Origin of the sequence: Enterobacter sp. SLBN-59, assembly GCF_024807915.1 — a bacterium.
GTDB classification, from domain to species: Bacteria; Pseudomonadota; Gammaproteobacteria; order Enterobacterales; family Enterobacteriaceae; genus Enterobacter; species Enterobacter asburiae_B.
The window spans coordinates 333,140-352,248 of the sequence record NZ_JANUFI010000001.1 but is presented as its reverse complement, the minus strand read 5'-3'; the positions used below and the strand labels follow the sequence as shown (position 1 = coordinate 352,248).

Genomic DNA, 19,109 nt, shown 5'->3' with positions numbered 1-19,109 from the left:
CGTCTGCGGCATTACATGGCATCCATCGCTTTCTGTACTTTCCAGATATAACGAGGCGCCTGTGGTGCCGGGTGATTTTTCGCCACATGCTCAAAGAATTCGTCTTTGTCCATGTCGTTAATCTCTTCGATCGCCTCTTTGCGGTCAGAGGAGAAGGTTCTGAGCAACGCGCCGGCACCGTTAACGTAAGACACCACCAGCGCGTACTGCATCACCTCTGGATCCTTAATCCCCTTCAGCACGCCATGCTCCATAATGCTCAGATAGGCCGTGCCCATTGAAATGTTACGTTCCGGGTTTTTCAGCTCGCTGGTCGACGGCTGGCCGTTCCACCCCATGTAGCGGTAAACCTCTCTCCCCGCCGTTGACGCTTTAAGCTGCATCAGCCCCACCGCGTTGGACTTGCTGACAAGCGTGGGATTACCGCCGGACTCCACCGCAATAATCGCCGTGATGAGACGCGGGCTGACGCCCCAGGCCTTCCCGGCTTGCTCACTGATCGGCATCCACTGCATGGCCCGTTTCACCGGCACTTCCGGGTTCCAGGGCGGATTTTGATAATCATGTTTTGAACTACAGCCAGCAAGCAACACAATCAAAAAAGCAAACCATCTCAATTTCACGTCATCTATCCTTATAGCCGGTCATCGCGGTGCGCCGCCTCTTGAAGCAGGCAGCGTATAAGCGGCATGATATAGACAATTAGTTTCTCATTCAGCAAGGAATTGCCATGTCTCAGTTTCATCTCATCGCGCCGTCGGGCTACTGCATTAATCAGGACGCGGTGCAGCGGGGCGTTCAGCGTTTGCTGGAATCTGGCCATCAGGTAGAAAATCAGACGATTATCCCCCGCCGCCAGCAGCGTTTTGCCGGTACCGAAGCGCAGAGGCTGAATGATATCAATAGTCTGGTGAACCTGACGGGCGAAAACCGGATTGTGCTTGCGGTGCGCGGCGGATATGGCGCGAGCCGGCTGCTGGAGAGCATTGACTGGCAGGGGCTGGCGCTGCGCCAGCAGCAGGATCCGCTGCTGATCTGCGGCCACAGCGATTTCACCGTCATCCAGCTTGGGCTGCTGGCCCTGCATAACGTCATCACCTTCAGCGGTCCGATGCTGGCCGGTAACTTCGGCGCACCGGAGCTGGATGCGTTTACCGTGGAACATTTCTGGCGCGCGCTGCGCAATTCTACCTACAGCGTGGAGTGGCAAGGCAATGGGCCGCACTGGGAATGTGAAGGCCAGCTCTGGGGCGGCAACCTGGCGATGCTGGTCTCGCTCATCGGCACGCCGTGGATGCCGCAAATCGAGGACGGCATTCTGGTGCTGGAAGATATCAACGAACATCCGTTCCGCGTCGAGCGCATGCTCTTGCAGCTTTATCATGCCGGTATTCTTGAACGCCAGTCCGCGATTGTGCTGGGCAGCTTCAGCGGCTCTGCTCCGAATGACTATGACGCGGGTTACTCCCTGGAGACCATGGTCGACTTCGTTCGCTCGCGGCTGGATATTCCGGTCATCACCGGTCTGGATTTCGGCCATGAGCAGCAAACCGTCACCCTGGCGCTGGGGGCGCATGCCTCCCTGATCCACAACGATTCCGGCACTCGGCTGACCATCAGCGGCCATCCTGTCATAAAGGCATAAAAAAGCCGTTATACCCCCTTAATAAAACGCTGTTGCCGTTGTTAATATGTTAGGGTTTTAGTAACAACGTTAACATTGAGGTGGGAGTAAGAGAACATTGGATGCCGCAGCGATAATCAGCCTTTTCATTTTGGGTTCCGTCCTTGTAACCAGCAGTATTTTATTAAGTTCATTTTCATCGCGTCTCGGCATACCTATTCTTGTCATTTTCCTCGCCATCGGCATGCTGGCCGGCATTGATGGCATTGGCGGTATCCCATTCGATAACTACCCCTTCGCCTATATGGTGAGTAACCTCGCGCTGGCTGTGATCCTGCTGGACGGCGGGATGCGTACCCAGGCGAGCTCCTTCCGCGTGGCCTTAGGGCCTGCGCTGTCGCTCGCCACGGTCGGCGTGTTGATTACCTCTGGCCTCACCGGGATGATGGCCGCGTGGCTTTTCCATCTCAATATCATGGAAGGTTTGCTGATTGGCGCCATCGTGGGCTCAACCGATGCGGCAGCCGTGTTTTCCCTGCTCGGCGGAAAAGGGCTTAACGAACGCGTTGGCTCCACGCTTGAGATTGAATCCGGCAGTAACGATCCGATGGCGGTATTTCTCACCATTACGCTTATCGAGATGATTCAGCAGCATGAAAGCGGGCTGAGCTGGATGTTTGCGTTACATATCCTGCAGCAGTTCGGTCTGGGGATTGTTATCGGACTGGCGGGGGGCTATCTGCTACAGCAGACGATCAACCGCATCTCGCTGCCCGCGGGGCTTTACCCCCTGCTGGCGCTGAGCGGCGGCATTCTTATTTTTGCCGTCACCACCGCAGTGGACGGCAGCGGTATTCTCGCGGTCTATCTCTGCGGGTTCCTGATGGGCAACCGCCCTATTCGCAACCGCCATGCCATTTTGCAGAACTTTGACGGCCTGGCGTGGCTGGCGCAAATCGGCATGTTCCTGGTGCTGGGCCTGCTGGTTACGCCATCGGACCTGCTGCCGATCGCCGTTCCGGCGCTGCTGCTTTCCGCGTGGATGATCTTCTTCGCCCGTCCGCTGTCGGTATTTGCAGGCCTGCTGCCGTTTCGCGGCTTCAACCTGCGCGAGCGGGTCTTTATCAGCTGGGTGGGGCTGCGCGGCGCGGTGCCGATTATCCTTGCGGTGTTCCCGATGATGGCCGGTCTGGATAACGCGCGGCTGTTCTTTAACGTGGCGTTCTTCGTGGTGCTGATTTCCCTGCTGTTCCAGGGAACCTCGCTCGGGTGGGCGGCGAAAAAAGCCAAAGTGGTGGTCCCGCCCGTGGGCTGGCCGGTCTCCCGCGTGGGGCTCGATATTCATCCGGAGAACCCGTGGGAACAGTTTGTCTATCAGCTGAGCGCCGACAAATGGTGCGTGGGGGCCTCGCTGCGCGATCTGCACATGCCGACCGAAACGCGCATTGCCGCCCTGTTCCGCGATAATGTCCTGCTGCACCCTACCGGCAGCACCCGCCTGCGCGAGGGGGATATTCTCTGCGTGATTGGTCGCGAGCGCGACCTGCCCGCGCTGGGCAAGCTGTTCAGCCAGTCGCCTCCGGTGGCCCTGGACCAGCGCTTCTTCGGCGATTTTATTCTGGAAGCCAGCGCTAAATTTGCGGATGTGGCGCTGATTTACGGTCTGGATGAAGGTGCTGAAGACGGTGATAACCCGCAAACGCTGGGCGAAATCATCCAGCAGCGGCTTGGCGCTGCCCCGGTCGTGGGGGATCAGGTAGAGTTTGCCGGGATGATCTGGACCGTTGCCGAAAAAGAAGATAACGCGGTGCGGAAAGTCGGTTTAAGACCGATGGATGAGGAAGCGGAGTAGTTTTTTTGCCGGGTGGCGGTTTCGCCTTACCCGGCCTACAAAACCCTCGAACGTAGGCCGGGTAAGCGTTAGCGCCACCCGGCGAACATAGGTTACACCGTCACAACCGGCACTCGAGGGGCCAGCGCGCACATCAATTCATACCCCACCGTGCCCGCCGCTGCAGCCACGTCATCAATTTTGATTTCGTTACCCCACAGCTCGACGGGTGAGCCAATGCCCGCCTGCGGGCATGGCGTCAGGTCAACGGCCAGCATATCCATAGATACGGTGCCCACCGTTCCCGTGCGAACCCCATCGACCCAGACCGGCGTGCCGGTCGGCGCGATGCGCGGGTAGCCGTCGGCATAACCGCCCGCCACGATGCCAATCCGCTGCTCGCCCTTTGCCCGGTAGCGGCTGCCGTAGCCCACCGTGTCCCCGGCCTTCAGCGTCTGCACGCCAATGATTTCACTGCGCAGGGTCATGACCGGCTTCAGGCCGCTGTTGGCGATATCCTGCCACTGACCGGAGGGAGACGCGCCGTAGAGAACGATCCCCGGGCGCACCCAGTTATAGTGCGCCTCGGGATGCCACAGCGTGGCCGCCGAGTTCGACAGCGAGCGCGGGCAATCCAGCCCTTCAGCCGCCTGCTCAATGCGGACCATGGCATCGGCAATACCGTCGGGTTTTTCCGCGTCGGCAAAATGCGCCATCAGCGTCATTTCGCCCACGTTTTTCATGGCGCGCAGCTGCTGCCAGACCGTATGCACCCGCTCAGGCTGGAAGCCCAGGCGGTTCATGCCGCTGTTCACCTTGAGATAGATATCCAGCGGAGCATGGAGCTTCGCATCCTGGATCGCCTTAATCTGCCAGTTGCTGTGAACGCTGGTGGTCAGCCGGTACTTATCCAGCAGCGGCAGATCGTCCGCATGGAAGAACCCTTCCAGCAGTAGAATCGGCCCTTTCCAGCCGCGCTCGCGCAGCAGAATGGCCTCTTCAAGATTCAGTAGCGCAAAACCGTCGGTCGCGCTCAGCGCGCTCCAGATACGATCGATACCGTGGCCGTAGGCATTCGCTTTCACCACCGACCAGACGCGCGAACCCGGTGCCGCCCGACGAACAATTTGCAGATTATCCTTCAGGGCCTGCAGATTCAGCTGGGCCAGAACAGGACGGGACATGACAACTCCTTAGCTATGCGCGCCGCGCAGGTGCTGTGGACGCGAAGGCGTAAACCCCGATTGATAGCGCGCGGCGCTTAAATCGTCAAACGGAATTGCCGGCGTGCGCCCGGAAATCAGGTCGCTCAGCAGCTGGCCCGATCCGCAGGCCATCGTCCAGCCGAGCGTGCCGTGTCCGGTATTGGTCCACAGGTTTTTAAACGGCGTGCGCCCTACGATCGGCGTGCCGTCCGGGGTCATCGGACGCAGGCCGGTCCAGAACGTCGCCTGCTCAACAAAACCGCCGCGCGGGAAGAGATCGCCCACGACCATCTCCAGCGTTTCACGACGCGGCTGCAGCAGTTCGGTGTTGAAGCCGACAATCTCCGCCATGCCGCCCACGCGAATGCGGTTGTCGAAGCGGGTAATGGCGATTTTGTAGGTTTCGTCCAGAATGGTCGACACCGGGGCGCCGCTCTCTTCTTTCACCGGGATGGTCAGCGAGTAGCCCTTCAGCGGATAAACCGGAATGTCGAGAATGCCTTTCAGCATGGCGGTGGAGTACGAACCAAACGCCATCACGTAGGCATCGGCTTTGATCACCTCGTCGCCGCACTTCACGCCGTAAATTTTTTCCCCTTCCGACAGCAGCTTGTCGACGGAGGTGTTGAAGCGGAACTTCACCCCCGCCTGCTCGCACATTTGCGCCAGACGTTGCGTAAAGAGCTGGCAGTCGCCGGTTTCGTCATTCGGCAGGCGCAGGCCGCCGGTCAGCTTATGCGCCACTTCCGCCAGCGCCGGTTCAACCTGACCAAGCTGGCTGGCTTCCAGCAGCTGGTACGGTACGCCGGCATCTTCCAGCACGGCGATATCGCGGGTGGCATTCTCGTACTGTTGCTCGGTGCGGAACAGCTGCAGCGTCCCGCCCTGGCGGCCTTCATACTCAATCCCCGTCGACGCGCGCAGCGCTTTCAGACAGTCGCGGCTGTATTCCGCCAGGCGCACCATGCGCCCTTTGTTCTCCATGTAGTGGCGGGTGTCGCAGTTGCGCAGCATCTGCCACATCCACTTCAGCTGGAACTGCGTGCCGTCAAGGCTGATGGCCAGCGGCGCATGGCGCTGGAACATCCATTTAATCGCTTTCAGCGGAACGCCCGGCGCAGCCCACGGCGCCGCATACCCCGGAGAGATTTGCCCGGCGTTCGCCGCGCTGGTTTCAAGCGCCGGACCAGATTCACGATCGATAACGGTTACGTCATGTCCCGCCTGACTTAAATACCAGGCGCTGGTTACCCCAACGACACCACTTCCCAGTATGACAACACGCATAGCCACTCCATTATGTGCAAAAGAACAATCTTCTAATTACAGATTGATAACCTAGTTGAAAATATTATTCAACATACGACTTTTTTATGGTGACTTACCTCACACATCCCCCAGCATCATGGGATAGTGCTAATTTGGGATCTCCTGCTGCGCGTTATTTTTAACCAGCATAATATGCTGCGGCATACCGTTTTTTTGCCGTATCAAAAACGCGAAATCGCAAAGAAAAAATTTCTGCCCCAGCACGCTTTTTAACACGTTGATCTATGCTTGAAAGGAGGCTCTCCAGACAGAGAGAGCACCCACAACGAGGGCGCGCTAATGGCTACTATTGATTCCCTGAACAAGGACAACACACGTCTGAGCGATGGACCCGACTGGACCTTCGAGCTGCTGGATGTTTACCTCGCCGAAATCGACCGGGTCGCAAAGCTGTATCGCCTGGATACCTATCCCCATCAGATTGAAGTAATTACGTCCGAACAGATGATGGACGCCTACTCCAGCGTCGGGATGCCGATTAACTATCCGCACTGGTCGTTTGGTAAAAAATTTATTGAAACGGAACGGCTGTATAAGCACGGCCAGCAGGGGCTGGCGTATGAGATTGTGATTAACTCCAATCCGTGTATTGCCTATTTAATGGAAGAGAACACCATTACCATGCAGGCGCTGGTGATGGCGCATGCCTGCTACGGGCACAACTCATTTTTCAAGAATAACTACCTGTTCCGCAGCTGGACGGATGCCAGCTCCATCGTCGATTACCTGATCTTCGCCCGTAAATACATTACCGACTGCGAAGAGCGCTACGGCGTGGACGAAGTGGAAAAACTGCTCGACTCCTGCCACGCGCTGATGAACTACGGCGTGGACCGCTACAAACGCCCGCAGAAAATCTCCCTGCAGGAGGAGAAAGCCCGGCAGAAGAGTCGCGAAGAGTACCTGCAAAGCCAGGTGAACATGCTGTGGCGAACCCTGCCGAAGCGTGAGGAGGAAAAAACGATCGCCGAAGCGCGTCGTTACCCGTCCGAGCCGCAGGAAAACCTGCTCTATTTTATGGAGAAGAACGCCCCGCTGCTGGAGCCGTGGCAGCGTGAGATCCTGCGCATCGTGCGCAAGGTGAGCCAGTATTTTTACCCGCAAAAGCAGACGCAGGTCATGAACGAAGGCTGGGCGACCTTCTGGCACTACACCATTCTTAACCATCTGTACGACGAGGGAAAAGTGACCGAGCGGTTCATGATGGAATTCCTCCACAGCCATACCAACGTGGTGTTCCAGCCGCCCTACAACAGCCCGTGGTACAGCGGGATTAACCCGTATGCGCTTGGCTTCGCCATGTTCCAGGACATTAAGCGTATCTGCCAGTCGCCGACGGAAGAAGACAAGTACTGGTTCCCGGACATCGCCGGTTCTGACTGGCTGGAAACGCTGCACTTTGCGATGCGCGACTTTAAGGATGAGAGCTTCATCAGCCAGTTTATGTCGCCGAAGATCATGCGTGATTTCCGCTTCTTCACCGTGCTGGACGATGACCGCAACAACTATCTGGAGATCTCCGCAATCCACAACGAAGAGGGATACCGTGAGATCCGCTCTCGCCTCTCTTCCCAGTACAACCTGAGCAATCTTGAGCCGAATATTCAGGTATGGAACGTCGATTTGCGCGGCGACCGCTCTCTGACGCTGCGCTATATCCCGCACAATCGCGCGCCGCTGGATAAAGGGCGTAAAGAGGTGCTGAAGCACGTGCATCGCCTGTGGGGCTTTGACGTGCAGCTGGAGCAGCAGAATGAAGACGGGAGCGTCGAGCTGCTGGAACGTTGCCCGGCGCGGTTGAATACGCTGTAGTGTTTTTTTGCCGGGTGGCGGCTATGCCTTACCCGGCCTACGGGTTTTGTAGGCCCGGTAAGCGAAGCGCCACCGGGCGAAAAAAAACCTCTCGTATGAGAGGTTTTTTCTTTTAGCGAGTCTGAATCGCTAAATCACCCGGCAGCGTTTTCTGCATACGGTGCCAGATTTCACCGGAATCGTGACCGTAGCGGCGCACCGTCTCATAAACCTGATCGTGCAGACCTTCGGTACAGAGCTTGCTCAGCTTGTGGTAGAAGCCCAGCGCCAGGCTACGCGCTTCCGGATTGGCAAAGTAGTGGCGGCCAATGCGGGTGTAAAGCCCTTTCATACCGTTGAGGATCAGGCCATACACCGGGTTGCCGGAGGCAAACGCCAGGCCGCGGAACACGTTGTAATCGAGAGTGGCAAAAGCATCGGCGTGATCTTCCACCTCGTTCGCGCTGGCCAGCACCGCAAGGGCGTCTTCCGGATGCTGACGGAAAGCGGTACGAATAAAGATCGTCGCGATGTTGGTGCGAACGGAGAGCAGATTATCAATGAGCTGCGGCACGCTTTCATGGTCAAGACGCGCCAGCGTTTCAAGAATGTTCAGCCCGGACGTTTCCCAGAAGTTGTTCACTTTCGTAGGCTTACCGTGCTGGATCGTCAACCAGCCATCGCGCGCCAGCCGCTGAAGCACTTCACGCAGCGTGGTGCGAGTGACGCCAATCAGTTCAGAGAGTTCGCGTTCAGCCGGAAGAATGGACCCCGCAGGGAAACGATTATTCCAGATGCTTTCAATGATGTACTCTTCCGCGAAACCCGCCGGGCTCTGCGCCTTAATGACCATAGTGAGATTTCCATTACACAGCTTTAGCAAATTGGACTCATCATACCAGAGGCACGCAGTGGCAGGTAGCGCGGCAAAGAGAGAAAAGAGGGATCGCCGTTTCATTTTTGTGAAATTTACAATGCAGCCTTATCCGCCTCCAGGCCGCGATTTTTGCGTATACTGATGTTTTGTCTTACTTGACGGGAAGGACGTCTGTTGTGGAAATTTCTTTTGGGCGCGCGCTATGGCGCAATTTTTTAGGTCAGTCTCCTGACTGGTATAAGCTGATACTGCTGGTTTTCCTGGTCGTTAATCCCATCATTTTTAGCGTGAATCCCTTTATCGCCGGCTGGCTGCTGGTGGCGGAGTTTATCTTCACCCTGGCCATGGCGCTGAAATGTTATCCCCTTCTGCCGGGCGGATTGCTGGCGTTTGAAGCCGTCGTCGTCGGTATGACCAGCGCCGGGCATGTCAAAGCAGAGCTGGCGTCTAATCTCGAAGTGCTTCTGCTGCTGATCTTTATGGTGGCGGGTATCTACTTTATGAAACAGCTGCTGCTGTTCATCTTCACGCGCCTGCTGCTCAGCATTCCGTCGAAAATGTTCCTCTCGCTGGCGTTTTGCCTTGCCGCCGCCTTCCTGTCGGCGTTCCTGGATGCGCTGACGGTCGTTGCGGTAGTGATCAGCGTCGCGGTTGGGTTTTACGGAATTTATCACCGCGTGGCCTCCTCTCGCCCAAATGAGGACCTGCAGGATGACAGCCACGTTGAGGCGCATAACCGTGACGTGCTGGAACAATTCCGCGCGTTTCTGCGCAGCCTGATGATGCATGCAGGCGTGGGTACCGCCCTGGGCGGCGTGATGACCATGGTCGGCGAGCCGCAAAACCTGATCATTGCCAAAGCGGCGGGCTGGCACTTCGGTGATTTCTTCCTGAGAATGGCCCCGGTGAGCGTACCGGTGCTGATCTGCGGGCTGGCGACCTGTCTGCTGGTGGAGAAGTTTCGCCTCTTTGGGTACGGGGCGCAGCTCCCGGAGCCGGTTCGTCAGGAGCTGCATAAATTCGATGTGCAGAGCCGAAGCCAGCGGACGCGCCAGGAGACGCTACGACTCATTGCGCAGGGGATCATCGGCGTCTGGCTTATCGCGGCGCTGGCGCTCCATCTTGCCGAAGTAGGGCTGATTGGCCTGTCGGTCATTATTCTCGCCACCACCTTTACCGGCGTGACGGACGAACATGCCATTGGCAAGGCGTTTACCGAAGCTCTGCCGTTTACCGCCCTGCTGGCGGTGTTCTTTGCCGTCGTGGCGGTGATTATCGACCAGCACCTGTTCGCGCCGATTATTACCTTTGTATTACAGGCCTCACCGGATGCTCAGCTCTCGCTGTTTTACCTGTTTAACGGCCTGCTCTCGTCGATCTCAGATAACGTCTTCGTCGGGACGGTCTACATCAACGAGGCCAAAGCCGCCATGGAGCAAGGCGTTATCAGCGCCGGACAGTTTGAGCTGCTGGCCGTGGCGATCAACACCGGCACCAACCTGCCGTCGGTAGCGACGCCAAATGGCCAGGCCGCCTTCCTGTTCCTGCTGACCTCCGCCCTCGCGCCGCTCATACGTCTTTCTTATGGCCGGATGGTTTGGATGGCGCTGCCCTATACGCTGGTGCTCACGATCGTCGGATTGCTTTGCGTCAAAATTACCCTCATTCCCTGTACGCAATGGCTGGTACAAGCGGGTATACTTGCGGCGCAGTAAACTACGCATCTCGGGCAGTTCGCTGCCCGTTTGCCTTTTCGCACGATAAACATCCAATTACGTTTTATTTCGCCAGGTACAGGTGGCGCGAAAAACGAATTCGTTTACACTGCGCTTTCTAAGCATGTTCCAGGGAAATGATTATGTTGAGATTTTTAAACCAGTGCTCCCGCGGTCGCGGAGCGTGGTTGTTAATGGCCCTGACCGCCTTTGCGCTGGAAATGGTCGCGCTGTGGTTCCAGCACGTAATGGGACTGAAACCTTGCGTACTGTGTATTTACGAACGCTGCGCGCTGTTCGGCATTATGGGTGCGGGCCTGGTGGGTGCGATTGCCCCAAAATCGCCGCTTCGCTATGCCGGTATTGCCATCTGGATCTACAGCGCCTGGAAAGGAATTGAACTCTCCTGGCAGCACACCATGATGCAATTGCATCCGTCACCGTTTATGACCTGTGATTTTGCCGCCCGCTTCCCGAGCTGGCTGCCGCTGGACAAATGGCTGCCGCAGGTGTTTGTCGCATCCGGTGACTGCTCCGTTCGCCAGTGGGAATTCCTGACGCTGGAGATGCCGCAGTGGCTGGTGGGGATTTTTGCCGCCTACTTCGTCGTGGCGCTGCTGGTACTGATTGCCCAGCCGTTCAAACCGAAGAAACGCGATCTGTTCGGAAGGTAAAAGCAAAACGGCAACCTCGGTTGCCGTTTTTAGTGCTTGCGCCCTCTCCCGTGGGAGAGAGTTGGGGTGTGGGCATCAGGCCGCACAAGCACAAAAAAACCCGCCTCGGCGGGTTTTTTAATCTCAACGGGTCGGGTGATTCATTATGTGGTCTTCCCAGTCACGCACCTCGGACTCTTTCACCGCAATGTGGCGCACAGAGATACGTTCACCGTGCATCGCCGCTTTTGAACCGGTTAACAGCGGATGCCAGTCAGGCAGACCTTTCCCTTCCGCCAGCAGGCGATACGCGCAGGTATGCGGCAGCCATTCAAACGTCGGCAGATTATCCCGGGTTAACTTGATGCAGTCAGACTCAAATTCAAACCGGCGCTCATAGTTGCGGCACTGGCAGGTTTTAATGTTTAACTGCTTGCAGGCAACGTTGGTGAAGTAGATTTCGTCTGTATCTTCATCCATCAGCTTGTGCAGGCAGCACTGCCCGCAGCCGTCGCACAATGATTCCCATTCCGCGTCAGTCATGTCGTCGAGAGTTTTGCTTTGCCAGAAAGGGATGTCGTTCATCAGGATGTCCACACGTCAAAAGAAAGCGCACCTTATAACGAGTCTGGCACGTTGTTGCAAGTTTTGCCGCCCTCTTCAGGCGGCAAGATGGGGTTACAGCACGCGGGTTTTCAGCGACAGGCCGTTGAAACCGACCTCAAGCTCCTCACCGCTGAGTAGCGGGCCAACGCCTTCTGGGGTTCCGGTCAGGATCACATCGCCTGGTTTAAGGGTAAAGAAGCGGCTCATGTAGGCGATCAGCGGCACAATCTTATGGATCATGTCTGCCGTGGTGCCCTGCTGGCGGATCTCACCGTTAACCTTGAGGCTGAGCGGCGTGTCCTGCGGATCGCCGGTAAATTCACTCACCGGCACAAACGCCGAAATTGGGCAGGAATTATCAAACCCTTTGGCTTTTTCCCACGGCTGCCCTGCTTTCTTCATTTTGCCTTGAACGTCACGCAGGGTCAGATCCAGCGCCACGCCGTATCCGGCAATCGCTTTTTTAACATGTTCTTCTGAGGCCTGGCGCAGCGTCGCGCCGATCAGCACGGCAAGTTCAACTTCGTGATGCACCGAACCCAGCCCCTGGGGCAGCGCCAGCGGCTGGCGGATATCGCAAAGCGCCGTTTCAGGCTTAATAAACAGGACCGGTTCTTCTGGCGTCGCGCTGCCCATCTCCTGAATATGTTTTGCGTAGTTGCTGCCCACGCAAACCACTTTGCTGACGGGATAATCCAGTAATGCACCTTGCCAGTTATGATGTTGATACATGGTCGACCCCTAAACGGTTGATGTGTTGTGCCCAAAAACAGTTGAGACTATTTTTTACCGTTCGCCTCAAGATGCTGTTTTAATAAATTCTCGGGTGGCGGTGGAAGCTGTAAATAATAGCCTTGCTCGGCTAAGGCCGTTTTCACTTTATCCAGATCGGCGTTAATCAGTTTCTTACGACCATCGAGCGGCAGCAGCATCGCCAGCTGTGGTCGGCCAAAGTTCTTCATTAATTCTTCAGGCACGCGTGAAAAATCGTCTTTCTTTTCGACATAAAGATAGGTCTGGTCACGGCTTGTACTTCTGTAGATCACACAAAACATGTTTTTACTCTGAATTAATGGGTGGTTGCTTGCCTCAATATACTCCTGACTATAACATGCCTGATACTCTTCGGAATATCGCAGCGAGTGGTTGCGGTTAATAGCAAATTGAGTAAGGCCAGGATGTCAAACACGCCCATCGAGCTTAAAGGCAGTAGCTTCACCTTATCAGTGGTACATTTGCATGATGCAAAACCCGAGGTTATTCGTCAGGCGTTAGAAGACAAAATCGCCCAGGCTCCCGCCTTTCTGAAGCACGCCCCTGTTGTTATCAACGTCAGCGGTCTTGAGGCTCCGGTTAACTGGAAACTTCTCCAGCAGGCCGTCTCCTCGACCGGACTGCGTATCGTGGGCATCAGCGGCTGCAAAGATACTGAGCTGAAAGCGGAAATTGAGCGTGCGGGGCTGCCCCTTCTGAATGAGGGCAAAGAAAAAGCCTCGCGAGCGGCACCCGTTGCCGTGCAAACGCCCCCTCCTGCGGTGCAAAACGTTACTACCGTCACAAAAACGCGAATGATTGATGTGCCGGTTCGTTCCGGTCAGCGCATTTATGCACCAAACTGTGATCTGATTGTTACAAGCCACGTCAGTGCTGGCGCTGAGCTGATTGCAGATGGCAATATTCACGTATACGGTATGATGCGTGGACGTGCGCTCGCAGGTGCAAGTGGCGATCGAGATGCGCAAATATTTTGTACTCACCTGACGGCGGAACTGGTGTCCATCGCAGGTGAATATTGGCTGAGCGACAAGATCCCAGCCGAATTTTATGGCAAAGCGGCTCGCCTGCTTCTGGCAGACGACGCGTTGACCGTTCAACCGTTGAATTGATCCCTTTTTAACAAGGAATTTCTATGGCACGCATTATTGTTGTTACTTCGGGTAAAGGAGGCGTTGGCAAGACCACCTCCAGCGCGGCCATCGCTACTGGTTTGGCCCAGAAGGGAAAGAAAACCATCGTTATCGACTTCGATATCGGTCTGCGTAACCTCGACCTCATCATGGGATGTGAGCGTCGCGTCGTGTATGACTTCGTAAACGTCATTCAGGGCGATGCCACGCTTAACCAGGCGATGATCAAAGACAAGCGCACCGAGAACCTCTACATTCTCCCGGCTTCTCAGACGCGTGACAAAGACGCCCTGACCCGTGAAGGCGTGGAAAAGGTGCTCGACGATCTGAAAAAAATGGATTTCGACTTCATTGTCTGCGACTCCCCTGCGGGCATCGAAACCGGTGCCCTGATGGCGCTCTACTTCGCTGATGAAGCGATCATCACCACCAACCCTGAAGTTTCATCCGTGCGTGACTCAGACCGCATTCTGGGCATCCTCGCCTCTAAATCCCGTCGTGCGGAAAATGGCGAAGACCCGATTAAAGAACACCTGCTGCTCACCCGCTACAATCCGGGCCGCGTGAACAAAGGTGACATGCTGAGCATGGAAGACGTGCTGGAGATCCTGCGCATTAAGCTGGTGGGCGTTATCCCGGAAGATCAGTCCGTGTTACGCGCCTCTAACCAGGGCGAGCCAGTGATCCTTGATACATTGGCAGATGCAGGTAAAGCTTACGCCGATACCGTTGACCGTCTGCTGGGAGAAGAACGTCCTTTCCGCTTCATTGAAGAAGAGAAGAAAGGTTTCCTCAAACGCCTGTTCGGAGGATAAGTTATGGCATTACTGGACTTTTTTCTCTCGCGGAAAAAGAACACCGCCAACATCGCAAAAGAACGTCTGCAAATTATCGTTGCGGAGCGTCGTCGTAGCGACGCCGAGCCTCACTACCTGCCGCAGCTGCGTAAGGACATCCTGGAAGTGATCTGTAAGTATGTGCAGATTGACCCGGAGATGGTCACGGTGCAGCTGGAACAAAAAGACGGGGATATTTCGATTCTGGAGCTGAACGTGACGCTCCCGGAAGCGGAAGAGTCGCGTCCGTAGGTTTGTGTTTTCGCCGCCCCGGTAAGCGCAGCGCCACCGGGGAAATATGCCGGGTATATCGCCCGGCATATTTTTTTTATCGCGGGTAACCGTCCAGCAGCGTATTCAGGCGATCGGCCATCAATTCCCCGCGCCATCCCGCCATCATCTCCGGCACGCCATTCTGCGGCTTCAGCTTCCAGTGCCAGTTCAGCAGCTGGTTAATCTGACGACGTGAGGCGAGCAGTTCCGCGCTCAGCTTGCTTTCCGTTGCAACCGCCTGCACCAGCGCTTTGATATCTTTAAACGCTTTGCGATAGCCCGGCATGTCCATCAGGTTCAGCAGCGGTTCCGGCAGCGCATCTTCCGGCAGCTCCTGCGCTTTGGCGACCAGCGCCAGCAGGGTTTTACCGTGGAAGCGGATCTCGCTGCCCGAAAGCCCAATGCTGTCCAGCTCGCCCAGGCTGCCTGGCATATAGCGCGCGACCGCCCAGAGATGCTCTTCGCGAACCACAAAGTTAACGGCCAGATCGCGCTCGCGCGCTTTACGCAAGCGCCAGTCTGCCAGCAGCTGCAGGCATGCCAGCTGACGCGTGCGCAGCTGCCAGGCGTTGCTGATATCGCGCCAGGCCTCTTTCGGGTCAACCACTTCCTGACGACGCTGCTGGGTCATACGGCACTCGTCGAGCGCCGCAGACAGCCATCCAGAAGCTTCTGCCTCTTTCATCAGCTGTCCCGCAATCGGCAGCAGGTAAAACACGTCTGCCGCCGCATACTCCAGCTGACGCTCTGTAAGCGGGCGCGCCAGCCAGTCGGTACGGGATTCGCTTTTATCCAGCGTCAGGCCCGTATACTCCTCCACCATGGCAGCAAAGCCCCATGAGAGCGGACGATTGCTGAATGCCGCGAGGATCTGCGTGTCAATCAGCGGCTGGGGCATGATGCCAAAGGTGTTCAGAAAGACTTCCAGATCCTCACTGCCTGCGTGCAGGTATTTCGTCACGGCGGTATCGAGCAGCAGGTCACGCATCGGCGTCCAGTCGGTAATGCCGAGCGGGTCAATCAGCGACACGTGTTTACCGTCATACATCTGAATCAAACCCAGCTGCGGATAATAGGTCCGGGTACGGACAAACTCGGTATCCAGGGCAATGGCAGGAAAGTCGCGCGTCACTTCGCACAGCGAAGCCAGCTCGTCGTTGGTCGTGATCATCTGGTAATTCAAAACGGGTTCTCTTTTGTTTGCGCCCATAAAAAACGCCGGCTTAACCGGCGTCTGGGCGATTAGCGTGAAGCTCAGGCCTTATTGTCTACTTTGCCACGGGCTTCGTCACGTAATTCTCGTCGTAATATCTTTCCGACGTTGGATTTCGGCAGCTCATCGCGGAATTCAACCAGCTTCGGCACCTTGTAGCCCGTCAGCTGACGACGGCAAAACGTTACCAGCGCCTCCTCCGTCAGGGAAGGATCTTTCTTGACCACAAATATTTTAACCGCTTCACCGCTGCTGCCGGAAGGGACGCCGACCGCCGCCACCTCGAGTACGCCGCTGTGCTGCATAACCACGTCTTCGATCTCATTCGGATAGACGTTGAAGCCGGAGACCAGGATCATGTCTTTCTTGCGATCGACGATGCGCAGGAAGCCCTCGTCATCCATTACCGCAATATCACCGGTGTGCAGCCAGCCGTCTTTGATGATTTCGTCCGTCGCATCGGGACGCTGCCAGTAACCCAGCATCACCTGCGGACCTCTGACGCAAAGCTCACCCGGCTCGCCCGGCGCGACTTCGTTATCGTTATCATCGACCAGTTTGGCCTCGGTGGAAGGAACCGGCAGACCAATGCTTCCACTGTGATAGTCGATATCGTGTGGGTTCACGCTGACCAGCGGAGCACATTCCGTCAGCCCATAGCCTTCCAGCAAATACTGACCGGTGAGCTTCACCCAGCGCTCGGCGACCGCCTGCTGAACCGGCATGCCGCCGCCCGCAGAGAGATGCAGCGTGGAGAAATCCAGCTGCTGGAACTCTTTGTTATTAAGCAGCGCGTTAAACAGGGTGTTCACCCCGGTCATGGCGGTGAACGGATATTTCGCCAGCTCTTTCACCAGGCCCGGGATATCGCGAGGGTTGGTGATGAGGATGTTCTGGCCACCCAGTTCAATAAACAGCAGGCAGTTCATGGTCAGCGCAAAGATGTGATACAGCGGAAGCGCGGTGATCACCACCTCTTTGCCCGGATGCAGCAGCGGCCCGTAGGTGGCGTTCACCTGTTCAAGGTTTGCCAGCATATTACGGTGGGTAAGCATGGCCCCTTTGGCGACGCCGGTAGTCCCGCCCGTGTATTGCAGAAACGCAAGATCTTCCGCCACCACTTCGGGTTTCACATACTGCATACGGTAGCCCGCATGCAGCGCGCGGCGGAAGGAGATGGCGTCCGGCAGGTGGTATTTTGGCACCAGGCGCTTGACGTATTTAACGACAAAGTTAACCAGCGTGCCTTTGGCGGTGGAGAGTTGATCCCCCATGCGCGTCAGGATGACGTGTTTAACCTGGGTTTTGTCGACCACTTTTTCCAGCGTATGGGCGAAGTTGGACACAATGACAATCGCGGCCGCGCCGCTGTCGTTCAGCTGATGCTCCAGCTCGCGCGGGGTGTACAGCGGGTTGACGTTGACGACAATCATCCCGGCTCGCAGGATACCGAACAACGCCACCGGGTATTGCAGCAGGTTCGGCATCATCAGCGCGACGCGGTCCCCTTTTTGCAGCCCCAGCCCTTCCTGAAGATACGCCGCAAACGCCCGGCTACGCTCCTCAAGCTTACGGAACGTCATGACCTCGCCCATATTCACGAATGCGGGCTGGTCCGCGTAGCGCCTTACCGAGTGCTCAAATAATTCCACCAGGGATTGATAACGGTCAGGATTGATCTCAGCAGGAACATCTGCGGGATAACGGTTAAGCCAAACCTTCTTCAATGCATCACCTCTGAAATGAGTGTTCGTCGTCATCACAACCCCGATAATAAACAGTTTGTTAACATTATATTAACTCAGCGTACCAGTTTATTAATTGTTCAGATTTAAGGTTGCGAAGCGCGTCACTCTTTTTTTTCGTTTTATCCGTAAAAAAACAGAGACAGCGGCTGAGCCGCTGTCTCTTTTCTAACAATAACAGTAAGTTACTCAGTAACGATCGTCTGAACCTGTGCAGGACCCGGGTTATACCAGCCCCAGCCAGGGTAGCCGTAACGATAAGGATGTGGACCCCACATCCACGGATCCATCGGCTGAGGCGGCATGATCACCTGCTGTGCCAGCCGCCAGCGTTTATACCCGTTGACCTGCATGGTCATAAATTTATACGGCGTGCTGCCGATTTTGCCCTGCACGGCGCCGGTAATCGGCCCGACGACGGTCACCAGCTGCCCGCGAAAATCGACCGGATCGAGGAAACCGCTGACGTCCGCATAGATACGCCCGCGAGAGGCCTCACCCAGTACCGGCCGCGCGCCGCTGTCCAGCGGAACGGTCGCGATCTCGAGGCGGGTTTTCCCCTGCTGGTTTTGTACGTCTATGACCTTACCGCCAAAGCGCGCTTCCTGGCCGACGTAAAGCTCAGGCGCATTCATCACCCGAACCAGATCCTGCTGTGGCGTCGGGCTGCTGCCCTTAATCGCATCAGGAACGGAAACGCATCCGCTCAGTGCTATGGCAACTGCGCCTGCCATAATAAGGCGTACTACTTTAGTTCGAACCGCCATGATGCGACTCCTTTTTCTCAGTTCCTGTTACTGAGATTCACTCGCGGCCCGGAAGTTTCTTCCACGCAACGGTGTTTCGCAAATAAACCGGCTCCGCGTGTTCAACGGCAACGGTTTTTCCTGCCGCGAGCAGCTGGCAGGCAATCGGAAGCATGTCTTCCGCAGCCGGCAGCAGCATGTTGCCGTCCACCAGCGTCACCCCGGTGTCGTTTGCCATGTCTGGCCACGCCGGCCAGCCGGTGCCGACGGTTGCCCACTCGCCGGAGAGCTGCTGCAGCCGCTCAGTGACCGCTTCCGGCTTGAGCACGGCTTCCGTCTCTTCGCCGTGCCACACGCCCTGCTCGTCGCGGGTGTATTCGGCCCAGTAAACTTCGCCCATGCGGGCATCAATCGCGGCCAGCACGCGCGTTGCCCCGGTCATGCGCCATGCGCCCTGCGCCATGGTGGCAAGCGTAGAGACGCCGATCATCGGCAGTTCGGCGCCCAGCGCCAGCCCCTGCGCAATGCCAATCCCGATACGTACGCCCGTAAAGCTGCCGGGGCCACGGCCAAAGGCCAGCGCATCGAGGTCGGTTAAGGAGGTGTTGCCCTGGGTTAAAATGGCTTTTACCAGGGGCAGAATGCGTTGGGTGTGTTCCCGTGGGCACTCTTCGAAATGAGCAGAAACAGCACCGTCGTTCAACAGAGCGACAGAGCAAGCCTCTGTCGCGGTATCAATAGCCAGAATTCGCATCAGT

The 19,109-nt window shown here is 56.6% G+C and carries 19 protein-coding genes; 8 read left to right on the top strand and 11 right to left on the bottom strand.

The window, feature by feature from the left end:
- Positions 1-11: 11 nt before the first annotated feature.
- Complete coding sequence (gene emtA / locus M2422_RS01665; RefSeq protein WP_064672703.1) at positions 12-623, bottom strand: membrane-bound lytic murein transglycosylase EmtA; 612 nt, start codon at positions 621-623, stop codon at positions 12-14.
- 107 nt (positions 624-730) lie between these two features.
- On the opposite strand from emtA, the gene ldcA reads away from it, so the two are divergent.
- Both ldcA and M2422_RS01655 read left to right on the top strand, forming a co-directional pair.
- A complete protein-coding gene (gene ldcA, locus M2422_RS01660; RefSeq protein ID WP_064672704.1) occupies positions 731-1,645 on the top strand; it encodes a muramoyltetrapeptide carboxypeptidase in 915 nt (304 codons plus the stop codon).
- A gap of 97 nt (positions 1,646-1,742) precedes the next feature.
- Positions 1,743-3,476, top strand: coding sequence for a potassium/proton antiporter (locus M2422_RS01655; RefSeq protein WP_047652287.1), 1,734 nt, complete (start codon positions 1,743-1,745; stop codon positions 3,474-3,476).
- Positions 3,477-3,568: 92 nt separating this feature from the next.
- On the opposite strand, the gene dadX is transcribed toward M2422_RS01655, so the two are convergent.
- Together dadX and M2422_RS01645 are read right to left on the bottom strand one after the other, a co-directional pair.
- The gene (gene dadX / locus M2422_RS01650) at positions 3,569-4,639 is read right to left on the bottom strand and encodes a catabolic alanine racemase DadX (RefSeq protein WP_039263625.1); all 1,071 of its coding nucleotides are present in this window, start codon (positions 4,637-4,639) and stop codon (positions 3,569-3,571) included.
- 9 nt (positions 4,640-4,648) lie between these two features.
- The gene (locus M2422_RS01645) at positions 4,649-5,947 is read right to left on the bottom strand and encodes a D-amino acid dehydrogenase (protein ID WP_259139617.1); all 1,299 of its coding nucleotides are present in this window, start codon (positions 5,945-5,947) and stop codon (positions 4,649-4,651) included.
- Between the two features lie 321 nt (positions 5,948-6,268).
- Between M2422_RS01645 and M2422_RS01640 the strand changes: the two genes are divergently transcribed.
- Positions 6,269-7,801 carry a SpoVR family protein gene (locus M2422_RS01640; RefSeq protein ID WP_023293929.1) on the top strand — a complete coding sequence of 511 codons (1,533 nt, stop codon included), beginning with the start codon at positions 6,269-6,271 and terminating at the stop codon, positions 7,799-7,801.
- Between the two features lie 112 nt (positions 7,802-7,913).
- Here the strand turns inward: M2422_RS01640 and fadR are convergent, their stop codons facing one another.
- On the bottom strand, positions 7,914-8,633 hold the full coding sequence (gene fadR, locus M2422_RS01635; protein WP_023336056.1) for a fatty acid metabolism transcriptional regulator FadR: 720 nt from the start codon (positions 8,631-8,633) through the stop codon (positions 7,914-7,916).
- A 200-nt stretch (positions 8,634-8,833) separates the two neighbouring features.
- On the opposite strand from fadR, the gene nhaB reads away from it, so the two are divergent.
- Complete coding sequence (gene nhaB / locus M2422_RS01630; protein ID WP_064672705.1) at positions 8,834-10,372, top strand: Na(+)/H(+) antiporter NhaB; 1,539 nt, start codon at positions 8,834-8,836, stop codon at positions 10,370-10,372.
- Between the two features lie 143 nt (positions 10,373-10,515).
- A complete protein-coding gene (gene dsbB / locus M2422_RS01625) occupies positions 10,516-11,046 on the top strand; it encodes a disulfide bond formation protein DsbB (protein ID WP_024909807.1) in 531 nt (176 codons plus the stop codon).
- A 123-nt stretch (positions 11,047-11,169) separates the two neighbouring features.
- On the opposite strand, the gene M2422_RS01620 is transcribed toward dsbB, so the two are convergent.
- From M2422_RS01620 to M2422_RS01610, 3 genes are all read right to left on the bottom strand, one after another.
- Positions 11,170-11,610, bottom strand: a complete 441-nt coding sequence (locus M2422_RS01620; protein ID WP_064672706.1) for a YcgN family cysteine cluster protein — start codon at positions 11,608-11,610, stop codon at positions 11,170-11,172.
- A gap of 93 nt (positions 11,611-11,703) precedes the next feature.
- Complete coding sequence (locus M2422_RS01615; RefSeq protein ID WP_064672707.1) at positions 11,704-12,363, bottom strand: fumarylacetoacetate hydrolase family protein; 660 nt, start codon at positions 12,361-12,363, stop codon at positions 11,704-11,706.
- A gap of 47 nt (positions 12,364-12,410) precedes the next feature.
- Complete coding sequence (locus M2422_RS01610; RefSeq protein ID WP_029742143.1) at positions 12,411-12,686, bottom strand: YcgL domain-containing protein; 276 nt, start codon at positions 12,684-12,686, stop codon at positions 12,411-12,413.
- 123 nt (positions 12,687-12,809) lie between these two features.
- On the opposite strand from M2422_RS01610, the gene minC reads away from it, so the two are divergent.
- The 3 genes from minC to minE are packed head-to-tail and all read left to right on the top strand — an operon-like array spanning position 12,810 to position 14,626.
- A complete protein-coding gene (minC, locus tag M2422_RS01605) occupies positions 12,810-13,517 on the top strand; it encodes a septum site-determining protein MinC (RefSeq protein WP_023312186.1) in 708 nt (235 codons plus the stop codon).
- A 23-nt stretch (positions 13,518-13,540) separates the two neighbouring features.
- Positions 13,541-14,353: a septum site-determining protein MinD gene (gene minD / locus M2422_RS01600; protein ID WP_029742160.1), complete on the top strand. Its 813-nt coding sequence runs from the start codon at positions 13,541-13,543 to the stop codon at positions 14,351-14,353.
- 3 nt (positions 14,354-14,356) lie between these two features.
- Positions 14,357-14,626: a cell division topological specificity factor MinE gene (gene minE / locus M2422_RS01595; protein WP_008500504.1), complete on the top strand. Its 270-nt coding sequence runs from the start codon at positions 14,357-14,359 to the stop codon at positions 14,624-14,626.
- 76 nt (positions 14,627-14,702) lie between these two features.
- Here the strand turns inward: minE and rnd are convergent, their stop codons facing one another.
- The 4 genes from rnd to tsaB form a co-directional block, all read right to left on the bottom strand.
- Complete coding sequence (gene rnd / locus M2422_RS01590; protein ID WP_153251260.1) at positions 14,703-15,830, bottom strand: ribonuclease D; 1,128 nt, start codon at positions 15,828-15,830, stop codon at positions 14,703-14,705.
- Positions 15,831-15,901: 71 nt separating this feature from the next.
- Positions 15,902-17,587, bottom strand: coding sequence for a long-chain-fatty-acid--CoA ligase FadD (fadD, locus tag M2422_RS01585; RefSeq protein WP_023312189.1), 1,686 nt, complete (start codon positions 17,585-17,587; stop codon positions 15,902-15,904).
- Between the two features lie 203 nt (positions 17,588-17,790).
- Positions 17,791-18,372: a Slp family lipoprotein gene (locus M2422_RS01580; protein ID WP_033145820.1), complete on the bottom strand. Its 582-nt coding sequence runs from the start codon at positions 18,370-18,372 to the stop codon at positions 17,791-17,793.
- 37 nt (positions 18,373-18,409) lie between these two features.
- The gene (gene tsaB, locus M2422_RS01575; protein ID WP_038417432.1) at positions 18,410-19,105 is read right to left on the bottom strand and encodes a tRNA (adenosine(37)-N6)-threonylcarbamoyltransferase complex dimerization subunit type 1 TsaB; all 696 of its coding nucleotides are present in this window, start codon (positions 19,103-19,105) and stop codon (positions 18,410-18,412) included.
- Between the last annotated feature and the right edge of the window lie 4 nt (positions 19,106-19,109).

Coding starts and splice junctions, on each gene's coding strand:
- dsbB (WP_024909807.1), top strand. CDS start 10,516: ATGTTGAGATTTTTAAACCAGTGCTCCCGCGGTCGCGGAGCGTGGTTG.
- fadR (WP_023336056.1), bottom strand. CDS start 8,633: ATGGTCATTAAGGCGCAGAGCCCGGCGGGTTTCGCGGAAGAGTACATC.
- M2422_RS01640 (WP_023293929.1), top strand. CDS start 6,269: ATGGCTACTATTGATTCCCTGAACAAGGACAACACACGTCTGAGCGAT.
- M2422_RS01645 (WP_259139617.1), bottom strand. CDS start 5,947: ATGCGTGTTGTCATACTGGGAAGTGGTGTCGTTGGGGTAACCAGCGCC.
- tsaB (WP_038417432.1), bottom strand. CDS start 19,105: ATGCGAATTCTGGCTATTGATACCGCGACAGAGGCTTGCTCTGTCGCT.
- dadX (WP_039263625.1), bottom strand. CDS start 4,639: ATGTCCCGTCCTGTTCTGGCCCAGCTGAATCTGCAGGCCCTGAAGGAT.
- ldcA (WP_064672704.1), top strand. CDS start 731: ATGTCTCAGTTTCATCTCATCGCGCCGTCGGGCTACTGCATTAATCAG.
- minE (WP_008500504.1), top strand. CDS start 14,357: ATGGCATTACTGGACTTTTTTCTCTCGCGGAAAAAGAACACCGCCAAC.
- M2422_RS01615 (WP_064672707.1), bottom strand. CDS start 12,363: ATGTATCAACATCATAACTGGCAAGGTGCATTACTGGATTATCCCGTC.
- M2422_RS01580 (WP_033145820.1), bottom strand. CDS start 18,372: ATGGCGGTTCGAACTAAAGTAGTACGCCTTATTATGGCAGGCGCAGTT.
- M2422_RS01610 (WP_029742143.1), bottom strand. CDS start 12,686: ATGTTTTGTGTGATCTACAGAAGTACAAGCCGTGACCAGACCTATCTT.
- minD (WP_029742160.1), top strand. CDS start 13,541: ATGGCACGCATTATTGTTGTTACTTCGGGTAAAGGAGGCGTTGGCAAG.
- minC (WP_023312186.1), top strand. CDS start 12,810: ATGTCAAACACGCCCATCGAGCTTAAAGGCAGTAGCTTCACCTTATCA.
- M2422_RS01620 (WP_064672706.1), bottom strand. CDS start 11,610: ATGAACGACATCCCTTTCTGGCAAAGCAAAACTCTCGACGACATGACT.